Source organism: Corynebacterium sp. HMSC14H10 (assembly GCF_001807105.1).
In the GTDB taxonomy this organism is placed as follows: domain Bacteria; phylum Actinomycetota; class Actinomycetes; order Mycobacteriales; family Mycobacteriaceae; genus Corynebacterium; species Corynebacterium jeikeium_D.
Genome location: NZ_KV787425.1, coordinates 89,256 through 103,643 on the forward strand (window position 1 = coordinate 89,256; position 14,388 = coordinate 103,643).

Annotated in this window: 14 protein-coding genes and 1 tRNA gene; 5 read left to right on the forward strand and 10 right to left on the reverse strand. The window is 59.5% G+C overall.

All coding sequences use genetic code 11. From position 1 onward, the window contains the following. Positions 1-4: 4 nt before the first annotated feature. Positions 5-1,192, reverse strand: a complete 1,188-nt coding sequence (locus tag HMPREF3135_RS05745) for a Nif3-like dinuclear metal center hexameric protein (RefSeq protein WP_070438633.1) — start codon at positions 1,190-1,192, stop codon at positions 5-7. A 69-nt stretch (positions 1,193-1,261) separates the two neighbouring features. Continuing rightward, a complete protein-coding gene (cobC, locus tag HMPREF3135_RS05750; RefSeq protein ID WP_070438636.1) occupies positions 1,262-2,395 on the reverse strand; it encodes an aminotransferase class I/II-fold pyridoxal phosphate-dependent enzyme in 1,134 nt (377 codons plus the stop codon). 35 nt (positions 2,396-2,430) lie between these two features. On the opposite strand from cobC, the gene HMPREF3135_RS05755 reads away from it, so the two are divergent. Both HMPREF3135_RS05755 and HMPREF3135_RS05760 read left to right on the forward strand, forming a co-directional pair. Beyond that, positions 2,431-3,111, forward strand: a complete 681-nt coding sequence (locus HMPREF3135_RS05755; protein ID WP_070438639.1) for an HAD hydrolase-like protein — start codon at positions 2,431-2,433, stop codon at positions 3,109-3,111. A 62-nt stretch (positions 3,112-3,173) separates the two neighbouring features. Further along, positions 3,174-3,683: a low molecular weight protein-tyrosine-phosphatase gene (locus HMPREF3135_RS05760; protein WP_048732627.1), complete on the forward strand. Its 510-nt coding sequence runs from the start codon at positions 3,174-3,176 to the stop codon at positions 3,681-3,683. Here the strand turns inward: HMPREF3135_RS05760 and HMPREF3135_RS05765 are convergent. Further along, positions 3,680-4,258, reverse strand: coding sequence for a GtrA family protein (locus HMPREF3135_RS05765; RefSeq protein ID WP_016423076.1), 579 nt, complete (start codon positions 4,256-4,258; stop codon positions 3,680-3,682). The genes HMPREF3135_RS05760 and HMPREF3135_RS05765 overlap by 4 nt on opposite strands. Positions 4,259-4,397: 139 nt before the next feature. Between HMPREF3135_RS05765 and HMPREF3135_RS05770 the strand changes: the two genes are divergently transcribed. After that, positions 4,398-5,384, forward strand: coding sequence for an SURF1 family cytochrome oxidase biogenesis protein (locus HMPREF3135_RS05770; protein WP_070438642.1), 987 nt, complete (start codon positions 4,398-4,400; stop codon positions 5,382-5,384). Here the strand turns inward: HMPREF3135_RS05770 and HMPREF3135_RS05775 are convergent. The 4 genes from HMPREF3135_RS05775 to HMPREF3135_RS05790 all read right to left on the reverse strand — a co-directional run bounded on the left by HMPREF3135_RS05775 (position 5,381) and on the right by HMPREF3135_RS05790 (position 7,624). Further along, complete coding sequence (locus tag HMPREF3135_RS05775) at positions 5,381-6,340, reverse strand: cobalamin biosynthesis protein (RefSeq protein ID WP_256364752.1); 960 nt, start codon at positions 6,338-6,340, stop codon at positions 5,381-5,383. The genes HMPREF3135_RS05770 and HMPREF3135_RS05775 overlap by 4 nt on opposite strands. A gap of 1 nt (position 6,341) precedes the next feature. Next, positions 6,342-6,947, reverse strand: coding sequence for a zinc metalloprotease (locus tag HMPREF3135_RS05780; protein WP_126108112.1), 606 nt, complete (start codon positions 6,945-6,947; stop codon positions 6,342-6,344). 71 nt (positions 6,948-7,018) lie between these two features. After that, a tRNA-Val gene (locus HMPREF3135_RS05785) sits at positions 7,019-7,090 on the reverse strand. A gap of 123 nt (positions 7,091-7,213) precedes the next feature. Further along, on the reverse strand, positions 7,214-7,624 hold the full coding sequence (locus HMPREF3135_RS05790; RefSeq protein WP_005511050.1) for a DUF3052 domain-containing protein: 411 nt from the start codon (positions 7,622-7,624) through the stop codon (positions 7,214-7,216). Between the two features lie 276 nt (positions 7,625-7,900). Here HMPREF3135_RS05790 and aceE point away from each other — a divergent pair, with 276 nt between their 5' ends. Both aceE and HMPREF3135_RS11140 read left to right on the forward strand, forming a co-directional pair. Then, positions 7,901-10,657 (forward strand): pyruvate dehydrogenase (acetyl-transferring), homodimeric type, encoded by a 2,757-nt coding sequence (gene aceE, locus HMPREF3135_RS05795; protein ID WP_049170155.1) that lies wholly within the window; start codon positions 7,901-7,903, stop codon positions 10,655-10,657. Beyond that, positions 10,657-11,022 carry an acyl carrier protein gene (locus HMPREF3135_RS11140; RefSeq protein ID WP_049170153.1) on the forward strand — a complete coding sequence of 122 codons (366 nt, stop codon included), beginning with the start codon at positions 10,657-10,659 and terminating at the stop codon, positions 11,020-11,022. The genes aceE and HMPREF3135_RS11140 overlap by 1 nt, the downstream gene beginning before the upstream one ends. Here HMPREF3135_RS11140 and HMPREF3135_RS05805 read toward each other — a convergent pair. The 3 genes from HMPREF3135_RS05805 to HMPREF3135_RS05815 all read right to left on the reverse strand — a co-directional run bounded on the left by HMPREF3135_RS05805 (position 10,998) and on the right by HMPREF3135_RS05815 (position 14,118). Beyond that, positions 10,998-11,621, reverse strand: coding sequence for a DUF3145 family protein (locus tag HMPREF3135_RS05805; protein ID WP_049170151.1), 624 nt, complete (start codon positions 11,619-11,621; stop codon positions 10,998-11,000). The two genes, HMPREF3135_RS11140 and HMPREF3135_RS05805, sit on opposite strands and share 25 nt — an antisense overlap. A gap of 267 nt (positions 11,622-11,888) precedes the next feature. Beyond that, entirely contained in the window at positions 11,889-12,743 is an 855-nt protein-coding gene (locus HMPREF3135_RS05810; RefSeq protein ID WP_049170149.1) for a serine hydrolase domain-containing protein, read from the reverse strand. A 10-nt stretch (positions 12,744-12,753) separates the two neighbouring features. Further along, positions 12,754-14,118, reverse strand: coding sequence for a dicarboxylate/amino acid:cation symporter (locus HMPREF3135_RS05815; protein WP_049170147.1), 1,365 nt, complete (start codon positions 14,116-14,118; stop codon positions 12,754-12,756). Between the last annotated feature and the right edge of the window lie 270 nt (positions 14,119-14,388).

Sequence of the window (14,388 nt, forward strand, 5' to 3'; positions counted from 1 at the left end):
GTCTTCACTTCCTTGCCTGTGTCGACGATTCTGCCACTGTCCAGGGATCGGTGCGCACCTCAAGGACCTCGGTCGCGACCCCGAGCCTCTCGGCCAGGATCTCTGCGGCCTGGTAGCACCAGGGGAACTCGCTGGCCCAGTGAGCCGTGTCCACCACGCAGAAGTCCGCGGTTCGCAGTGTCTCATCGACAGGATGATGCCGCAGGTCAGAGGTAACGAACGCATCGACGCCCATCTTTGCCACAGTGTCCAGGAAAGAGTCACCTGAACCAGATGCGACGGCAACCGTGCGAATCATCCGCTCCGGATCGCCTGCGCCTCGCACGCCCCATGCCGTTGCAGGCAGGCGCTCAGCCACACGGGCGACGAATTCCTTAAATGGCATCGGCGTATCCAGCGTGCCCACTCGCCCAATGCCCACAGCCTGCTGCGGATCCAAGCCGGTGGCCTGATTGTCCACGATGTCGAAGGCAGGCTCCTCATACGGATGCGCTGCAACGAGAGCCTTGACAATCGCCGCGCGCACGGACCGTGGCGCGACCATCTCCAGGCGTACTTCCTCGACATACGCAATCTGCCCCTCGGCACCGATGAAGGGATTCGCCCCGCTCAGCGGGCGGAACTGGCCGCGGCCGTTAATGCGAAACGCACAGCTGTCGTAGTCGCCGATAGTGCCCGCGCCCGCCTCAAACATGGCTTGCGCGACCTTATCGACGTGATCTGCCGGAACCTTCACTGTCCAGGTATCCAAGCCGGGAGCCGGCTGCGGAGCTAGCGGCGCACCCGGTTCAACTCCGAGAACCGTGGCCAACTGGTCGTTGACACCCGGTCGGGCGCTGTCAGCGTTGGTGTGCGCTGCAAAGAGAGCCACACCTGCCCGAATCAGCTTATGAATAATCCGACCCTTCGGTGTATCCGCCGCCACGGAATTCACACCACGCAGAAGCAGCGGATGGTGCACAACGAGCATCTGAGCACCGGAGGCAATCGCGCGATCTGCAACCTCGTCAGTGCAGTCCAGCGCCAACGCGATGCGACGCACCTCATCCTGCGGGTCACCGCAGATCAGGCCAACTTTATCCCAGCTCTCCGCCAGTGCCGGCGGGTAGGCCGCGTCCATCGCCGCACGCACGTCGGCAACGGTCACCACCGTGTTATTGCCCTCGGCACGGGTCTGCGCAGAGTCCGTCATACATCCATCCCTTCAACATGCATTTCTCTCCAGCTTCTCTTCCAGCGTAGTGAACTCTGCCCCGCCCCATCAGTTCTGCGACAGCAAATCCGCTACTTCCGCAATAAGCCGCCGCACACTCGTCTCGTCCCGCACAGCCAGCCGCCACCACGAACCGTCCAAACCGGCGAAGGTGTCGCAACGCCGCACGGCTACTCCGCGCGCAGCGAGCCGCTGTCTCAGGCGCTCGTGCTTGACGACGTCAACCTCCGCAGCGTCCGGACCATCATGCGTGCTCAGGGCAACCCCCGGGCGCGCCAGCACAAAGGGAGCCTTGGAATCCAACACCTGCCAGCCGGCGGCTACTAACAGCTGTGTCATAGCCTCGCGCTGCTGACCAATCTCAGCGCGGATTTGTGGCAACAGCTCTGCCTCGCGACGCGCGATTGCCGCCATAGCGGTAAGTTGCAGCGTGCCCAGTGGCCAGTGCGGACGCAGTCGCCCCAACTGCGCCAGGAGCTCAGGGGTTCCCAGCGCGTAACCACAGCGCAGGCCTGCGATTGCCCAGGTCTTAGTCATGCTGCGGAAAACGATGACATTATCGGGGATACTGTTCGCTTCCCCCGGCCTGCAATCAGCTAGCGAGCACCGCCGAATAATCTCACCATCGGCGATGTCCATAAATGCCTCATCCACGACCAAGATCCCACAACGGCTGGCGAGCCCCCGCAGGTCATCCGCTGAATGAGCAACACCGGTGGGGTTAGTCGGATTGCCGATGATGACCATCCGACCGTCAAGCTGCTGGGAATGCGGGGAGGAGGCGTTCTCGTGGACGTCGGCAAGCGTAGGCGTGAGCGTGTACGGCGACGGTAGTACCAGCGAATCCACCCCGACTCCCGCGGCGCGGAACGCGGCTTCAGGTTCGGTGAACTGCGGCTGGACGATGGTGGCGGGCAAGCCCAGGTGCGGCAAGAGCGAAAAGCCCTCGGCGACGCCGTGAAGAAGCAGAACCTCGTCGGCGCTGCGATTGTGATTGGCGGCGATGGCGGCGCGGACGTCGGCATCGAGCTGCGCAGACGGATACGCGGCAAGTTCTCCAAGGGACGTGGCAAGCGAGTCCTGCAGCCACTGCGGTGTGGTGCCGTGAACATTGACGGCAAAGTCCAGGTCAGCGCCATGGGCGGCCTGATCGCCGTGATAGCGCAGCGGGTCGTCTAACATGCCATCCAGCCTAATGACCTTTTAGGATGAACAATATGTCCACTGGCCATCGTCCCACTGTCCTTATTGATGTCGACGGCACCATCGCCGATTCTCTCCCCGCAATCGCACATGGATTCCGCCTTGCGTTGGAGGCAATTGACCACCCACTTCCGCCCGAGAGCTTTATCAACACGATCCCAGGCCCGCCAATGGTGGAGACACTCGCATCCCTCGGGCTTTCCGACGAACAAGTCGACCGAGCCTTCGCTGTGTACATGGAGCATCAACACGCCGGTGCTTGGCAGCGTGCCGAGATGTTCCCCGGCTGGCCGGAGCTCCTGCGCGATTGGCGGGCAGCTGGTGTCCAACTAGCCACTGCGACTTCCAAGGGCGACTACTTCGCCCGTAAAACCTTGGACAATTTCGGGCTTCTCGACGCCTTTGACTTCATCGGCGCCGCCAGCGACGACGGCTCACGACAGACAAAGACTGAGGTCATTGAGTACACGCTCAAGGAGTTGGGCATTGAAACCGATGAAGCAGTGCGTCCGCACGGTTCGGTCGTAATGGTTGGCGATCGCATCCATGATTTTGAGGGCGCCGCACAGTTCGGCATCCCCGCCATCGCTGTTAAATGGGGCTACGGCTCGGAATCTGAGTGGGCATCGGCAGCGGCGGGGGCGTCGTCGCCTGGGGACCTGAATCGTGTTGTGCGGGAAATGTTGTATCTTTAAGACTCGTCAACGATTAGTGACAATCCTATTTTTATTTTCCGAGAAGTTTGGTTTTGCCTATTATGCTTATGAACTCGTCGCATCGTACTGAGTCCGTGTACGTCGTGTTTGTCTGCTCCGGAAATATCTGCCGCTCCCCCATGGCTGAAATCATCGTCCGTGACGCAGTTGAAGCCAATGCGCTTGCCGACGATGTCCTGCTCGCCTCCTGCGGAATCGGCGGCTGGCATGTCGGCGAACCCGCCGACGAGCGGGCACAAGCCGAGCTGGAACATGCTGGCTACGATCCGAACCACACCGCGGCACAGCTGGGCGATGAGCACATGGATGCAACGCTTTTCATCGCCATGGATGAATCGCACATCAATGGTCTACTCCACGCTGGCGTGCCAAAAGAGAAGATTCGCCTGATGCGTTCCTTCGACCCGGCATCCCCGAAGGGGGCCGTCGTGGCCGATCCTTACTACGGCGGCCCGGAGGGATTCGTCCGCACTCGAAACGAAATTGAGGCCGCGACGCCGGGAATCATCGCATGGTTGCGTGAGACTCTGGCGCTGGCCTCTGAGCGCTAAGGTTTCAAAACAACCTTTTCTTTTGTTTTGCTGGCATTGCCCCGGTTTCGAAACGCCCAAATCTTATTCAAGATGAAGTTAGCGGGCGTGCCCAAAATAACGCCGATAAGGTTTGCCCAGTAGAGGCGGTTTCTAAAGCCGGTGGAGTCGTCGAAAATATCCACCGGCAGTGCCAGCGGCGAGGTGGGGTTAGTCAGCAGCGTGATGACTACCAGGTTCACAATCAGCGCTGAGATACCTGCAAATAAAAATGGGAAGAACTGCCTAAACCAGTTCGGGCGATTGTCAGTTCGGAAAGTCCAGGACCGGTTGAGCTGGAAGTTCCAGATGTTAGCCACGACAAACGCCAGAGTTGCATAGACGTGGGAGTAACGGATATTCCACCGCGTTCCGAACAAGTTCATAAACACGTCGTGCTCATTGGTGCCCAGACTGAGACCCAACTTGCGGGCAATAATCACGACAATCAGGTTGACAACCACACCTGTGCCGCCGACCAGACCGAACTTGATGAACTGGCGCGAGACTGTGCTGAAGCGGCGTGAAGGCGAGGATTTCGCTGTTTGCGTGCCCACCACGACACCTCTCTTTCCATCTATCCCCGGGTAGATTCCCCGTCAAATACGCTCAAATAACTTTACCCGAAGTTCACTCAATCTCCGCACCACCAATCACCAGCCGCTCTAGTGCCATCCACACCACCGGGTAAGCTCAATGAATGTGTTTAAGAATGTGCGCCAGTTTCTGACCCCTGGATGGGTTCTCACTGCCATTGTCGCCATTGCGTTTTCCTATCTCGCATTTACTGTTCTGGCTCCGTGGCAGTTGGGTAAGAACACCGCGACGCAGCATCGCAATCAGCAGCTTGAGCACTCATTCGAGCTCGACCCCGTAGATGTCAATGAGCTAATGCCCAAGGGCAAAGGGTTCGTCGAGGGCAACGAATGGCGTCGCGTTACCGCCACCGGGTCCTTCCTGCCGGATACCCGTGTGCTATTGCGTAACCGCCCGGTCAATGGAGCCCCCGCCGTCCAGGTACTTGATGTCTTCGTCGCTAACAATGGCGAAAACTACCTGGTCAACCGCGGCTTTGTACGCCCGACAGACTCCAGCACCCCCAATGTTGAGCCAGCACCGAAGGGCACCTTGACTATCTCGGCCTTTACCCGCCGAAACGAGATTCCCGCTGAGACCGCCCCAATCCCCGGCACCCCGCCGCAGGTCTACGGAATCAATACCAAGGAAGTGTCCGAGCTAGTCGACACCGAACTCAACCCCGATTGGCTTCAGCTCTCGGACAAATCTGATGCCGTCATCGAGGCCATTCCACTGCCGACTCTGGAGTCCGGCCCCTACCTCTCCTACGGCATTCAGTGGATTTTCTTCGGCGCTCTCGTGCCACTGGCCGTCGTCTGGTTCATTCGCGCTGAAATCGTCGAGCGCAGACGAGACCGCGCGGAGCAAGAGGAGATGGCTAAGAACCTCCGCGATGCCGAAGCCGCGGAACCAGTAGATGACGCTGATGACTCCGAGGACGCAACACCCGAATCGGACGATGCCACCCCTCCCACTCCTCCGCAGGCTAAGTCCGAAGAGGATCGCGCCGCCGAGCTGCACCGCCAGCGCATGGCGCAACGCTACGGCAACACTGGCCACCGCGCCGCAGGTTACCGCGACAACCGATACGACGAGCGTTTCTAACTCTCAGCTCGCGCTTTCACGCGCCGGATACATCCGGCGATTACTGCTGCTCCGGCGCAGCTGAGCGCAACAATATTTTGTACTCGCTTGCTCAGCTCAGCCGCACGCCGAACATCTGCCACCGCAGGTCTCCGACCACTGCCGAGTACCGGGCGCATCTCCACTCCACTGGGATACACCGTCGCGCCGCCCAGCTGCAGCCCCAGCGCGCCTGCAGCGCTTGCCTCCACGACGCCTGCGTTCGGACTTGGGTGGTTGCTGGCGTCTCGTCGCCACGCTGCCAATGCTTGACGACGGTCCGGACCTGCAACCACAGTTGCGATAGCTGTAAGTCTCGCGGGGAGGAACCCGGCGACGTCGTCAAGCCGTGCACTAGCCCACCCGAACTGGCGATAGCGAGCGTTGCGGTACCCCACCATCGCGTCGAGGGTATTGGCCGCTCGATGAGCGACCACACCAGGAGCGCCTGCAATGGCACCCCACATGAGAGTGCCGGTGACTGCGTCGGAGGTATTTTCAGCGAGCGATTCGACGGTCGCTCGGGCGATGCCATCAGCGTCGAGAGCTTCCGGATCACGCGAACACAACCACGGCACAAGTTCGCGGGCGGCATCGATGTCGCCGGAGGTGAGTCGGTCAGTCATGCGCTCGCCAGTACGGCGGAGAGTGGTGCCGCCGAGCGAAGCCCACGTGGCGGCAGCCAGCGTGAGACTCGGTGCGACTGTGCTGACTGCGGCGGTAAGCGCTACCGGTGTGGCCACGGCGATTGCGGTGAACGCCACTCCGCGCGCTTTGGAGTCGGCGTAGATTCGGCGCTCAAGTTTGCTGACGGCCTGCCCGTAGAGGGCCACCGGATGGTGATTGGTGGGGTCTGCGAAAATGCGGTCAAGTGCATACCCCACTGCGATAGCCGCACCACGCCGCCAGAGGTGTCGACTTCTGGCATGTGTACGCAATCTAATCAAACTGTCCCTGCAGAACGGCTGCGACATCGAGCGGAGTGACATGCGCTGCCGGATGGCGGTGCTGCGATGCAGCCATCAAGGTGTAATCACAAGTGTGCCGGATACCGAGCAAGTGCCCAAACTCGTGGGCAAGAGTGCTGCGAATTGCATCGGGATAGAGAGTGGAAGTAACGAAAACCGTCATCTCCTTACTAATTTCCGATGCAGAAGCTAAGACTCGCGAGTCCGGCCTTGGCACATAGCGAACGTTCACAGTATCCGAATCAGCCTTGTCCTTGGTCACTTCCCGAAGCACTACCTTGCCACCGAGCTTTTCATTCCACTCTTGAGTAGCAGCATCTAGCTGTGCGCGGTACGGAAAATCCGGGGCAACAACGTAATCCAAAGTGCCGTCGGCAATGTAGGAAGGCATCTGATCCGAGAGATGGAGAATCGACGGATTATCCACCGGCTCTCCCGCATCTGCAGCCTTGACCATTGCTTTACAGGTGGCCGAATCGATTATCGGTTTACCATCCCCGCCGATTGCGTAGGCGGGAGCGCCCGCGAGCAGAGATCCGACAAAAACAATGGTGGCAAGCGATTTTGTAAAACGCACAGACCGGAAGTTTAGCACAAACAAAATCCGCCCGGATTCTCCATTACAAGAATCCGGGCGGATTATGTCTGTGCGGCGAGAGGGTTTCGAACCCCCGACCGCTGGTGTGTAAAACCAGAGCTCTACCGCTGAGCTATCGCCGCGCTGCTGCGAAACTCTAACACACGGCAAACATAGATTGCCAATTGCGCACTACAAACAGCGTTTATGTAGATTGTTTCAACAGCTCAGCTAGTAGCCGATTCAAACGAGACAGCTAAAGCCGGCTAACTAGAGCGCTGCACCAGGCAATTGCCCTGCCAATCCCCCAGCCGGAGCGCCGAGGTGTTGGAGAAACCTGCCAGCTGTGCGGACTCGTCAATCACGCCAGGATCAATGGCACCCGGCTGACCAGCGCCCGGCGTGAGTAGCCAAACGCGACCTTCATCCTCCAAAGGGCGGGAAGCATCCACAAGACCATCGACCAAGTCGCCGTCTTCTTCACGCCACCACAGCAATACGACGTCGACAACTTCATCCGTGTCTTCGTCGAGCAGGTCTGCATCCAGGAAATTCTCGACCGACTCACTGATTGCTGAGTCACAGTCTGTATCCCAGCCAACCTCCTGGACTAGCTGACCTTCCTTGATGCCGAGCCTGCTCGCATATTCATGAGCAGCGCCTGTGGCGTTGACCACTTCCCTTTTCCTCCTCTAGAAAAACTATTCAGCTCGATTTTTCGAACTATGTGCAGGAATTTTACCGCTCAAATACATTTTTCACAGCTGCAAAATAAGAATTTCCCCAAAAAGGTGCAGTTTTCGCAGTGTTCTTCGCAATGTTCGTCGTAAAGCCAAGCGGATTATTCAGTGAAAGCGTGTGTAAGAAACGGCTGGGGGCACAACAAACGATTCAGAAGTAGAGTGGAGAAAAATAACCTTTGCCTTTCCTTCAGGGACTGAAAGGAGCTCACAATGTCCGATACATCGTCAGGTACGCCACAAGCCCACTCTGATGAGTCAAATTTTGCCCTTATCCGTGATGGGGTCGCCTCCTATCTCACGGATGCAGATCCTGAAGAGACCAAGGAGTGGCTTGAGTCTCTCGACGGCCTGTTGGAAGAGGCAGGTCCGGAACGCGCACGCTTCCTCATGCTGCGGCTGCTGGAACGTGCCACGGCAAAGCGCGTGGCCCTACCGCCGCTGACCTCGACAGACCTCGTCAACACCATCCCGACTGAGATGGAGCCAGAATTCCCAGGCGATGAGGACATTGAGCGCCGCTACCGCAAGTGGATCCGCTGGAATGCGGCAATTATGGTCCATCGCGCACAGCGTCCAGGTATCGGCGTGGGCGGACATATCTCCACCTATGCGGGTGCCGCACCGCTTTACGAGGTCGGCTTTAACCACTTCTTCCGCGGCAAGGACCACCCAGGCGGCGGTGACCACGTCTTCTTCCAGGGCCACGCTTCGCCGGGCATGTACGCCCGTGCATTCCTAGAGGGGCGCCTGACCGAAGAGGACCTCGACGGTTTCCGTCAGGAAGTCTCCCTCGGTGAGGGCAATGGCCTTCCCTCCTACCCGCACCCGCATGGCATGCCGGAGTTCTGGGAGTTCCCGACGGTGTCTATGGGGCTGGGACCAATTAACGCTATCTACCAGGCCCGTTTTAACCGCTATCTCCACGACCGCGGCATCAAGGACACTTCCCAGCAGCACGTTTGGGCCTTCCTCGGTGACGGCGAAATGGACGAGCCGGAATCCCGTGGTGCCATTCAGCATGCGGCGCTGAACAACCTGGACAACCTGACATTCGTCATTAACTGCAACCTGCAACGTCTCGACGGTCCGGTGCGCGGTAACACCAGCATCATCCAAGAGTTGGAGTCGTTCTTCCGCGGCGCTGGTTGGAATGTCATCAAGGTCGTTTGGGGCCGCGAATGGGACGAGCTCTTCGCCAAGGACAAGGACGGCGCACTAGTCGACCTGATGAATAAGTTCTGCGATGGCGATTACCAGACGCTGAAGGCTAACAACGGCGCTTGGGTGCGAGAGCACTTCTTCGGCCGTGACCCGCGCACTGCCAAGCTGGTCGAGGACATGACCGACGAGGAGATTTGGAACCTCCGTCGCGGTGGCCACGACTACCGCAAGATTTACGCTGCCTACAAGAAGGCCTTGGAGACCAAGGATCAGCCGACTGTCATCCTGGCGCACACGGTTAAGGGCTATGGCCTTGGCCACAACTTCGAGGGCCGCAACGCGACCCACCAGATGAAGAAGCTAGCACTCGACGACCTGAAGCTTTTCCGCGATAACCAGCGCATTCCAATCTCCGACGAGGAGCTGGAGAAGGATCCCTACCTGCCGCCGTACTACAACCCGGGCCCGGAGTCCGAGGAAGTGCAGTACATGCTGGAGCGGCGTAAGGAGCTCGGCGGTTTCGTGCCGGAGCGCCGCACTAGCTACGAGCCTCTGACAGTGCCAAAGCCTGAGAGCCTGAAGAACCTGCTCAAGGGATCAGGTAAGCAGAAGGTTGCCACCACTATGGCGACGGTGCGTGTTTTCAGGGACCTGATGCGCGATAAAGAACTCAAGGACCGCTTCGTGCCCATCATCCCTGATGAGGCCCGTACTTTCGGCATGGACTCCTGGTTCCCGACGCTGAAGATTTACAACCCGCACGGCCAGAATTACACTCCGGTCGACCATGAGCTGATGCTGTCCTACAAGGAAGCGAAGGACGGCCAGATTCTGCACGAGGGCATCTCCGAGGCGGGCTCTGTGGGCTCGTTTACCGCTGTCGGCTCAGCGTACGCCACCCATGGCGTGGCCATGATTCCGCTCTACATCTTCTACTCGATGTTCGGTTTCCAGCGCACGGCTGACTCCATTTGGGCCGCTGGTGACCAGATGTCCCGTGGCTTCCTGCTCGGCGCTACAGCTGGTCGCACGACGCTGACCGGTGAAGGCCTGCAGCACATGGACGGTCACTCCCAGCTGCTGGCGGCTACGAACCCGTCTGTGGTCTCCTACGACCCGGCGTTTGCCTACGAGATTGCCTACATCGTCTGCGACGGTATCGACCGCATGTACGGGCCAGAGCGCGGCGAAGATATCATCTACTACCTGACTATCTACAATGAGCCGACTTCGCAGCCGGCCGTCCCGGAAGACCTCGATGTCGAGGGGCTGCTTGGCGGTATCTACCGCTTCCGCAAGGCTGAGGGCGACAAGCATGTCAACCTGCTGGCTTCCGGCATTGGCATGCAGGAGGCGCTGCGCGCCGCGGACATCCTGGAAGACTACGGCGTGGCTTCCTCGATTTACTCGGTGACATCGTGGAATGAGCTGGCCCGCGATGGGCACGAGCGTGACACTGAGCGTCTACACAACCCGACTGAAGAGGTCGACGACGCCTTCGTTACCCGCCAGCTGTCCGACACCGATGGGCCGTTCATCGCAGTGACCGACTTCCAGCGTGCGGTCCCGGAGCAGATTCGCAAGTGGGTTCCGGGTGACTACACCGTCCTCGGCACCGACGGCTACGGCTTCTCGGATACCCGTCCGGCCGCTCGCCGCTACTTCAACTCCGACGGCGAGTCAGTCGCTGTTGCGGCCCTGTCCGCACTGGCACGCGCTGGCAAGCTCGACATGGATGTCGCCCAGGAAGCCGCTGAAGAGCTGCAGATTACCGACCCAACTGCAACCATCCAGGACGCTGAATAATGACCTCAAGCCTTGGAGATCAGCTCAGCGCCCTACTGGGCACACAGGTCACCGGCGCCGGTGACGCTGGCGATGCCTCACCTAATGCAGCGAACGGGGGCCCGAAGAAGAGTTCCGCCGACGCTGACCTGCCCGCAGGTCTTCACGGCGAGGTCGCGGCAATCGTCAAAAAGATGGCTAACGACGAGGTGGAGTCCTTAGAGCTCTCCACCCCGCTGACCGACTACGGTTTTGACCGCCTAAGCGTCGTAGAGTTGGCCGTCCGTTGCGAAGAAGAGCTGGGAGCCCGCGTTGAGGACGAGGACATTTCCTCGTTTAAGACCCTCGGCGATGTAGTTGACTACATCGCCGCCCGGCGCGGGTAGAGCTGCAGCACGTTAGCTGCCTCTACCCCACCAAGGTCTGCGTTGCCAGCGGTCGAGTTGCCGCTGGCACTGTCGGTCCCGGCAGGGGTGGACGTCGTAAAGCAGTCTTCGGGGGCGTAGCCTGCCGTCATCATGCGCATCGGCTCTAACACGCGGTCCCACGGCCCACCGATGGCCGCGTCGAGGGCACCTTTGATATCGCCGCCGCGCGCCATGATGGAACGCAGTGCGTCTTCGTTGACCACGATGTTTCCGGCGGCATCGGTCTGTCCGGCGAAAGTCCCCAGCTGCGGGGTATGGCAGTAGCGCATACCGTCGATGGCGTAGCCGTCATCATCCACGGCTGGGTCTTGCGCCAGCTCGAAATAGAGGCGCGGCCACCTAGCCAGGTTGTCCACCAGTGTGGCGATGGTGTCAGCACTTGCAGTGAAAGGCACCTCGGCGCACAAAGTGGCATCCTGGTCGGTCGCACGCCAAATATCCCGGCCTGGCTTAGTGCCATCGGGCATGCTGAGTCGGGCCAGCGCCCACGTGATGTGTGGTTGCAGCGGCCCTGGCATGCTGTGAATCCACAGAACGCCTGAAAGTTGGGTGCGCATAGACGAAGGTCCTCGGAAAAGTTGCGGTCAATTGGTGTAAGACGAGATTCGTCTTCCCCTACGAACTCATCCAACGACACTTGCCACACTGCAGAAAAAGCACTGCGGTAAAACAACACTTCTGAGGTTTACGTTGCACGTGTTTATGATTGTTATTTCCGAGACGGCTGCTGGCAACCCTCAAGTTGTCCTTAATCCCCCAGATGTGATTTAACGCTGAGACGAAAAATCGGCGCCGCAAGCGACGCCGGCTTACTCCACATCCCCTTAATCCTCAGCGTGTTCTTCCAGCTCACTCCAGAGTTCGTCGTTGAAGTCGGCCCATAGAGGCTTTGCCCACTCGCCGAAATCTCGGTCGGTCAGCGCGATTGCCGCCCGTCCGGTTGGACGATGCAGCCACAGGAATGTGCCCGCTTGCCCAAAATGGCCTGCGACATCCTTGGGCATCGAGGCACCAAACCACAGCCCCTGCTTGGAATCGGGGTGCCCGAAGATTTCAAAGCCCAGGCCCCAATCGGCCGGACGTTGCATACCATAGCCAGGCACAACACCATTCAGCCCCGGGAACTGCACCGTCAACGCCTCAGTCACGGTATCGGGATGCAGAAGAGTCGGGGCGAGAATCTCATCGACGAAGGCCATGAGATTAGCGACGCTGCTACGCGCGCCATGCCCTGCCGATCCATCCAGCACGGAATCCGCCATCCCTAGCGGCTCAAACACAGCCTGGCGCAGGTATTCACTAAACGGCATGTCTGCCTCCGCGGCGATTACATCGGCGATGATGTCAAAACCCGCGGAGGAGTAAATACGCCGCTCCCCTGGCTCTTTTTCCAGCTCACGGCTGGCAAACCCCACCCCGCCGGCGTGCGCCAGTAGGTGACGCACAGTCGCACCACGACCGGGTGGCGTGAGCTCTTGATTGAGCTCCAGCGCACCCTCTTCGACGGCCACAAGCATTCCCACGGCCGCCAACAGCTTGGTCACACTGGCCAGTTCAAAAACTCGGCCACTATCACCGTGGGTGTGCCAACTGCCATCGTCGGCACGCACGGCAGCTGCGGTCGCGTCGACTGGCCACTGGTCAACTTGCGCTAGAACAGAGGGCTTCCAAGAAGTCATGTCCTCAAGACTACGCAAGCGCGGCAGACGTGGACTTCCCAGCAGGCGCGTCCGCAGACTCGTCGTCCGACTCGTCGGCTGGCGACAGGTCGGCGTTGGCGCTGGCGTCCCACTCGTCCTTATCCCAGATTCCCGCACGCTTTGCGACGACCAACGGGACCACGGCCTGACCGGTAACGTTCACCGCAGTGCGGCCCATATCCACGATCGGCTCGACAGCCAGCAGGAGGCCGACACCGGCGAGTGGCAGGCCAAGGGTCGACAGAGTCAGGGTCAGCATGACAGTAGCGCCGGTGGTGCCAGCAGTTGCAGCCGAACCGATGACGGAGACGAAGATGATGAGCAAGTAGTCCGTGAAGTCCAACGGCACACCGTAGAACTGCGAGACGAAGATAGCCGCGATAGCCGGGTAAATGGCGGCGCAACCATCCATCTTCGTGGTGGCGCCCAGCGGTACGGCGAAGGAGGCGTACTCATCCGGCACTGCCAGACGACGGGAGACAACGCGCTCAGTGACTGGCATGACGCCCATAGACGAACGGGTGAAGAAGCCGAGCGAGGTCACTGGCCAGACGCGACGGAAGAAGTCGATTGGGCTAATGCCATGAATCTTCAGCACGACTGGGTACACGACTGCAATGACCAGGAACAGGCCAACGTAAATAGCAATGGCGAACTTGCCCAGGCTGCCGAGCGCTTCCCAGCCATACTCAGCGACGGCGTGGCCGATGAGGGCTGCGGTACCAATCGGTGCCAGACGTATGACCCACCACAGGACCTTCTGCACGATGGTCAAAAGAGAGCCGGAAAACTCGATGAATGGCTCAGCCTTCGGGCCAACCTTCACCGCGGCGACGCCGAAGACAATCGCGATCACCAGCAGCTGCAGGACGTTGAAGTTCAGCGAGCCGGATACAGCACCGTCAGATTCGCTGATCTTCACGCCAAGGCCGAGGAAGTTCTGCGGGACGATGCTCTGCAGGAATCCCCACCAGGAGCCCACGGAACTCGGCTCTTGCGCTGCCGAAGCATCCACGCCAGAGTTAACGCCCGGCTTGATGACCAAGCCCAGCACGATGGCGATGACCACCGATACAAAGGACGTAATGGCAAACCAAATCAGTGTCGAAACAGCCAGCTTGGCTGCACCTGCGACCTGACGCAGGTTGGCAATCGACACTACGACCGCGGTGACCACCAGCGGCGGGATGAGCAGCTTCAACAGCGTGACGTAGGTACTGCCGACCTCGTCGAGCGCTGTGCGCAGCGAGGAGTCATCGCCAGTACTGCGGGCCATGAAGCCCAAAATGAGACCAATAATCAGGCCATAGACAACTTGGGCACCGAAGCCGGTCGCCCATTTAAATTTATTCACTTTTCCTCCTGGAGTTTTATTTCTCTGAAAACACTTGTGCCGCGCCTTATGCCGTCTGACAAATGCGCGCGACGGGATCCGAGGCCGCTGAGCTCAGCCTCGAAGAGACAGGCGCAGCGAGGCGGAAGCCCCGAAGTGTTTAGCGACAGGAGGAAGTGGAGATTCGGCCGTAATCGAGCCAACGCCGCTTTGTGAGCATTTTCATGTTGGTCATTTCTATCTAGCAAGTCCGGTTAAGAGACAAACGATAAGACTGCCACGATTGATGTT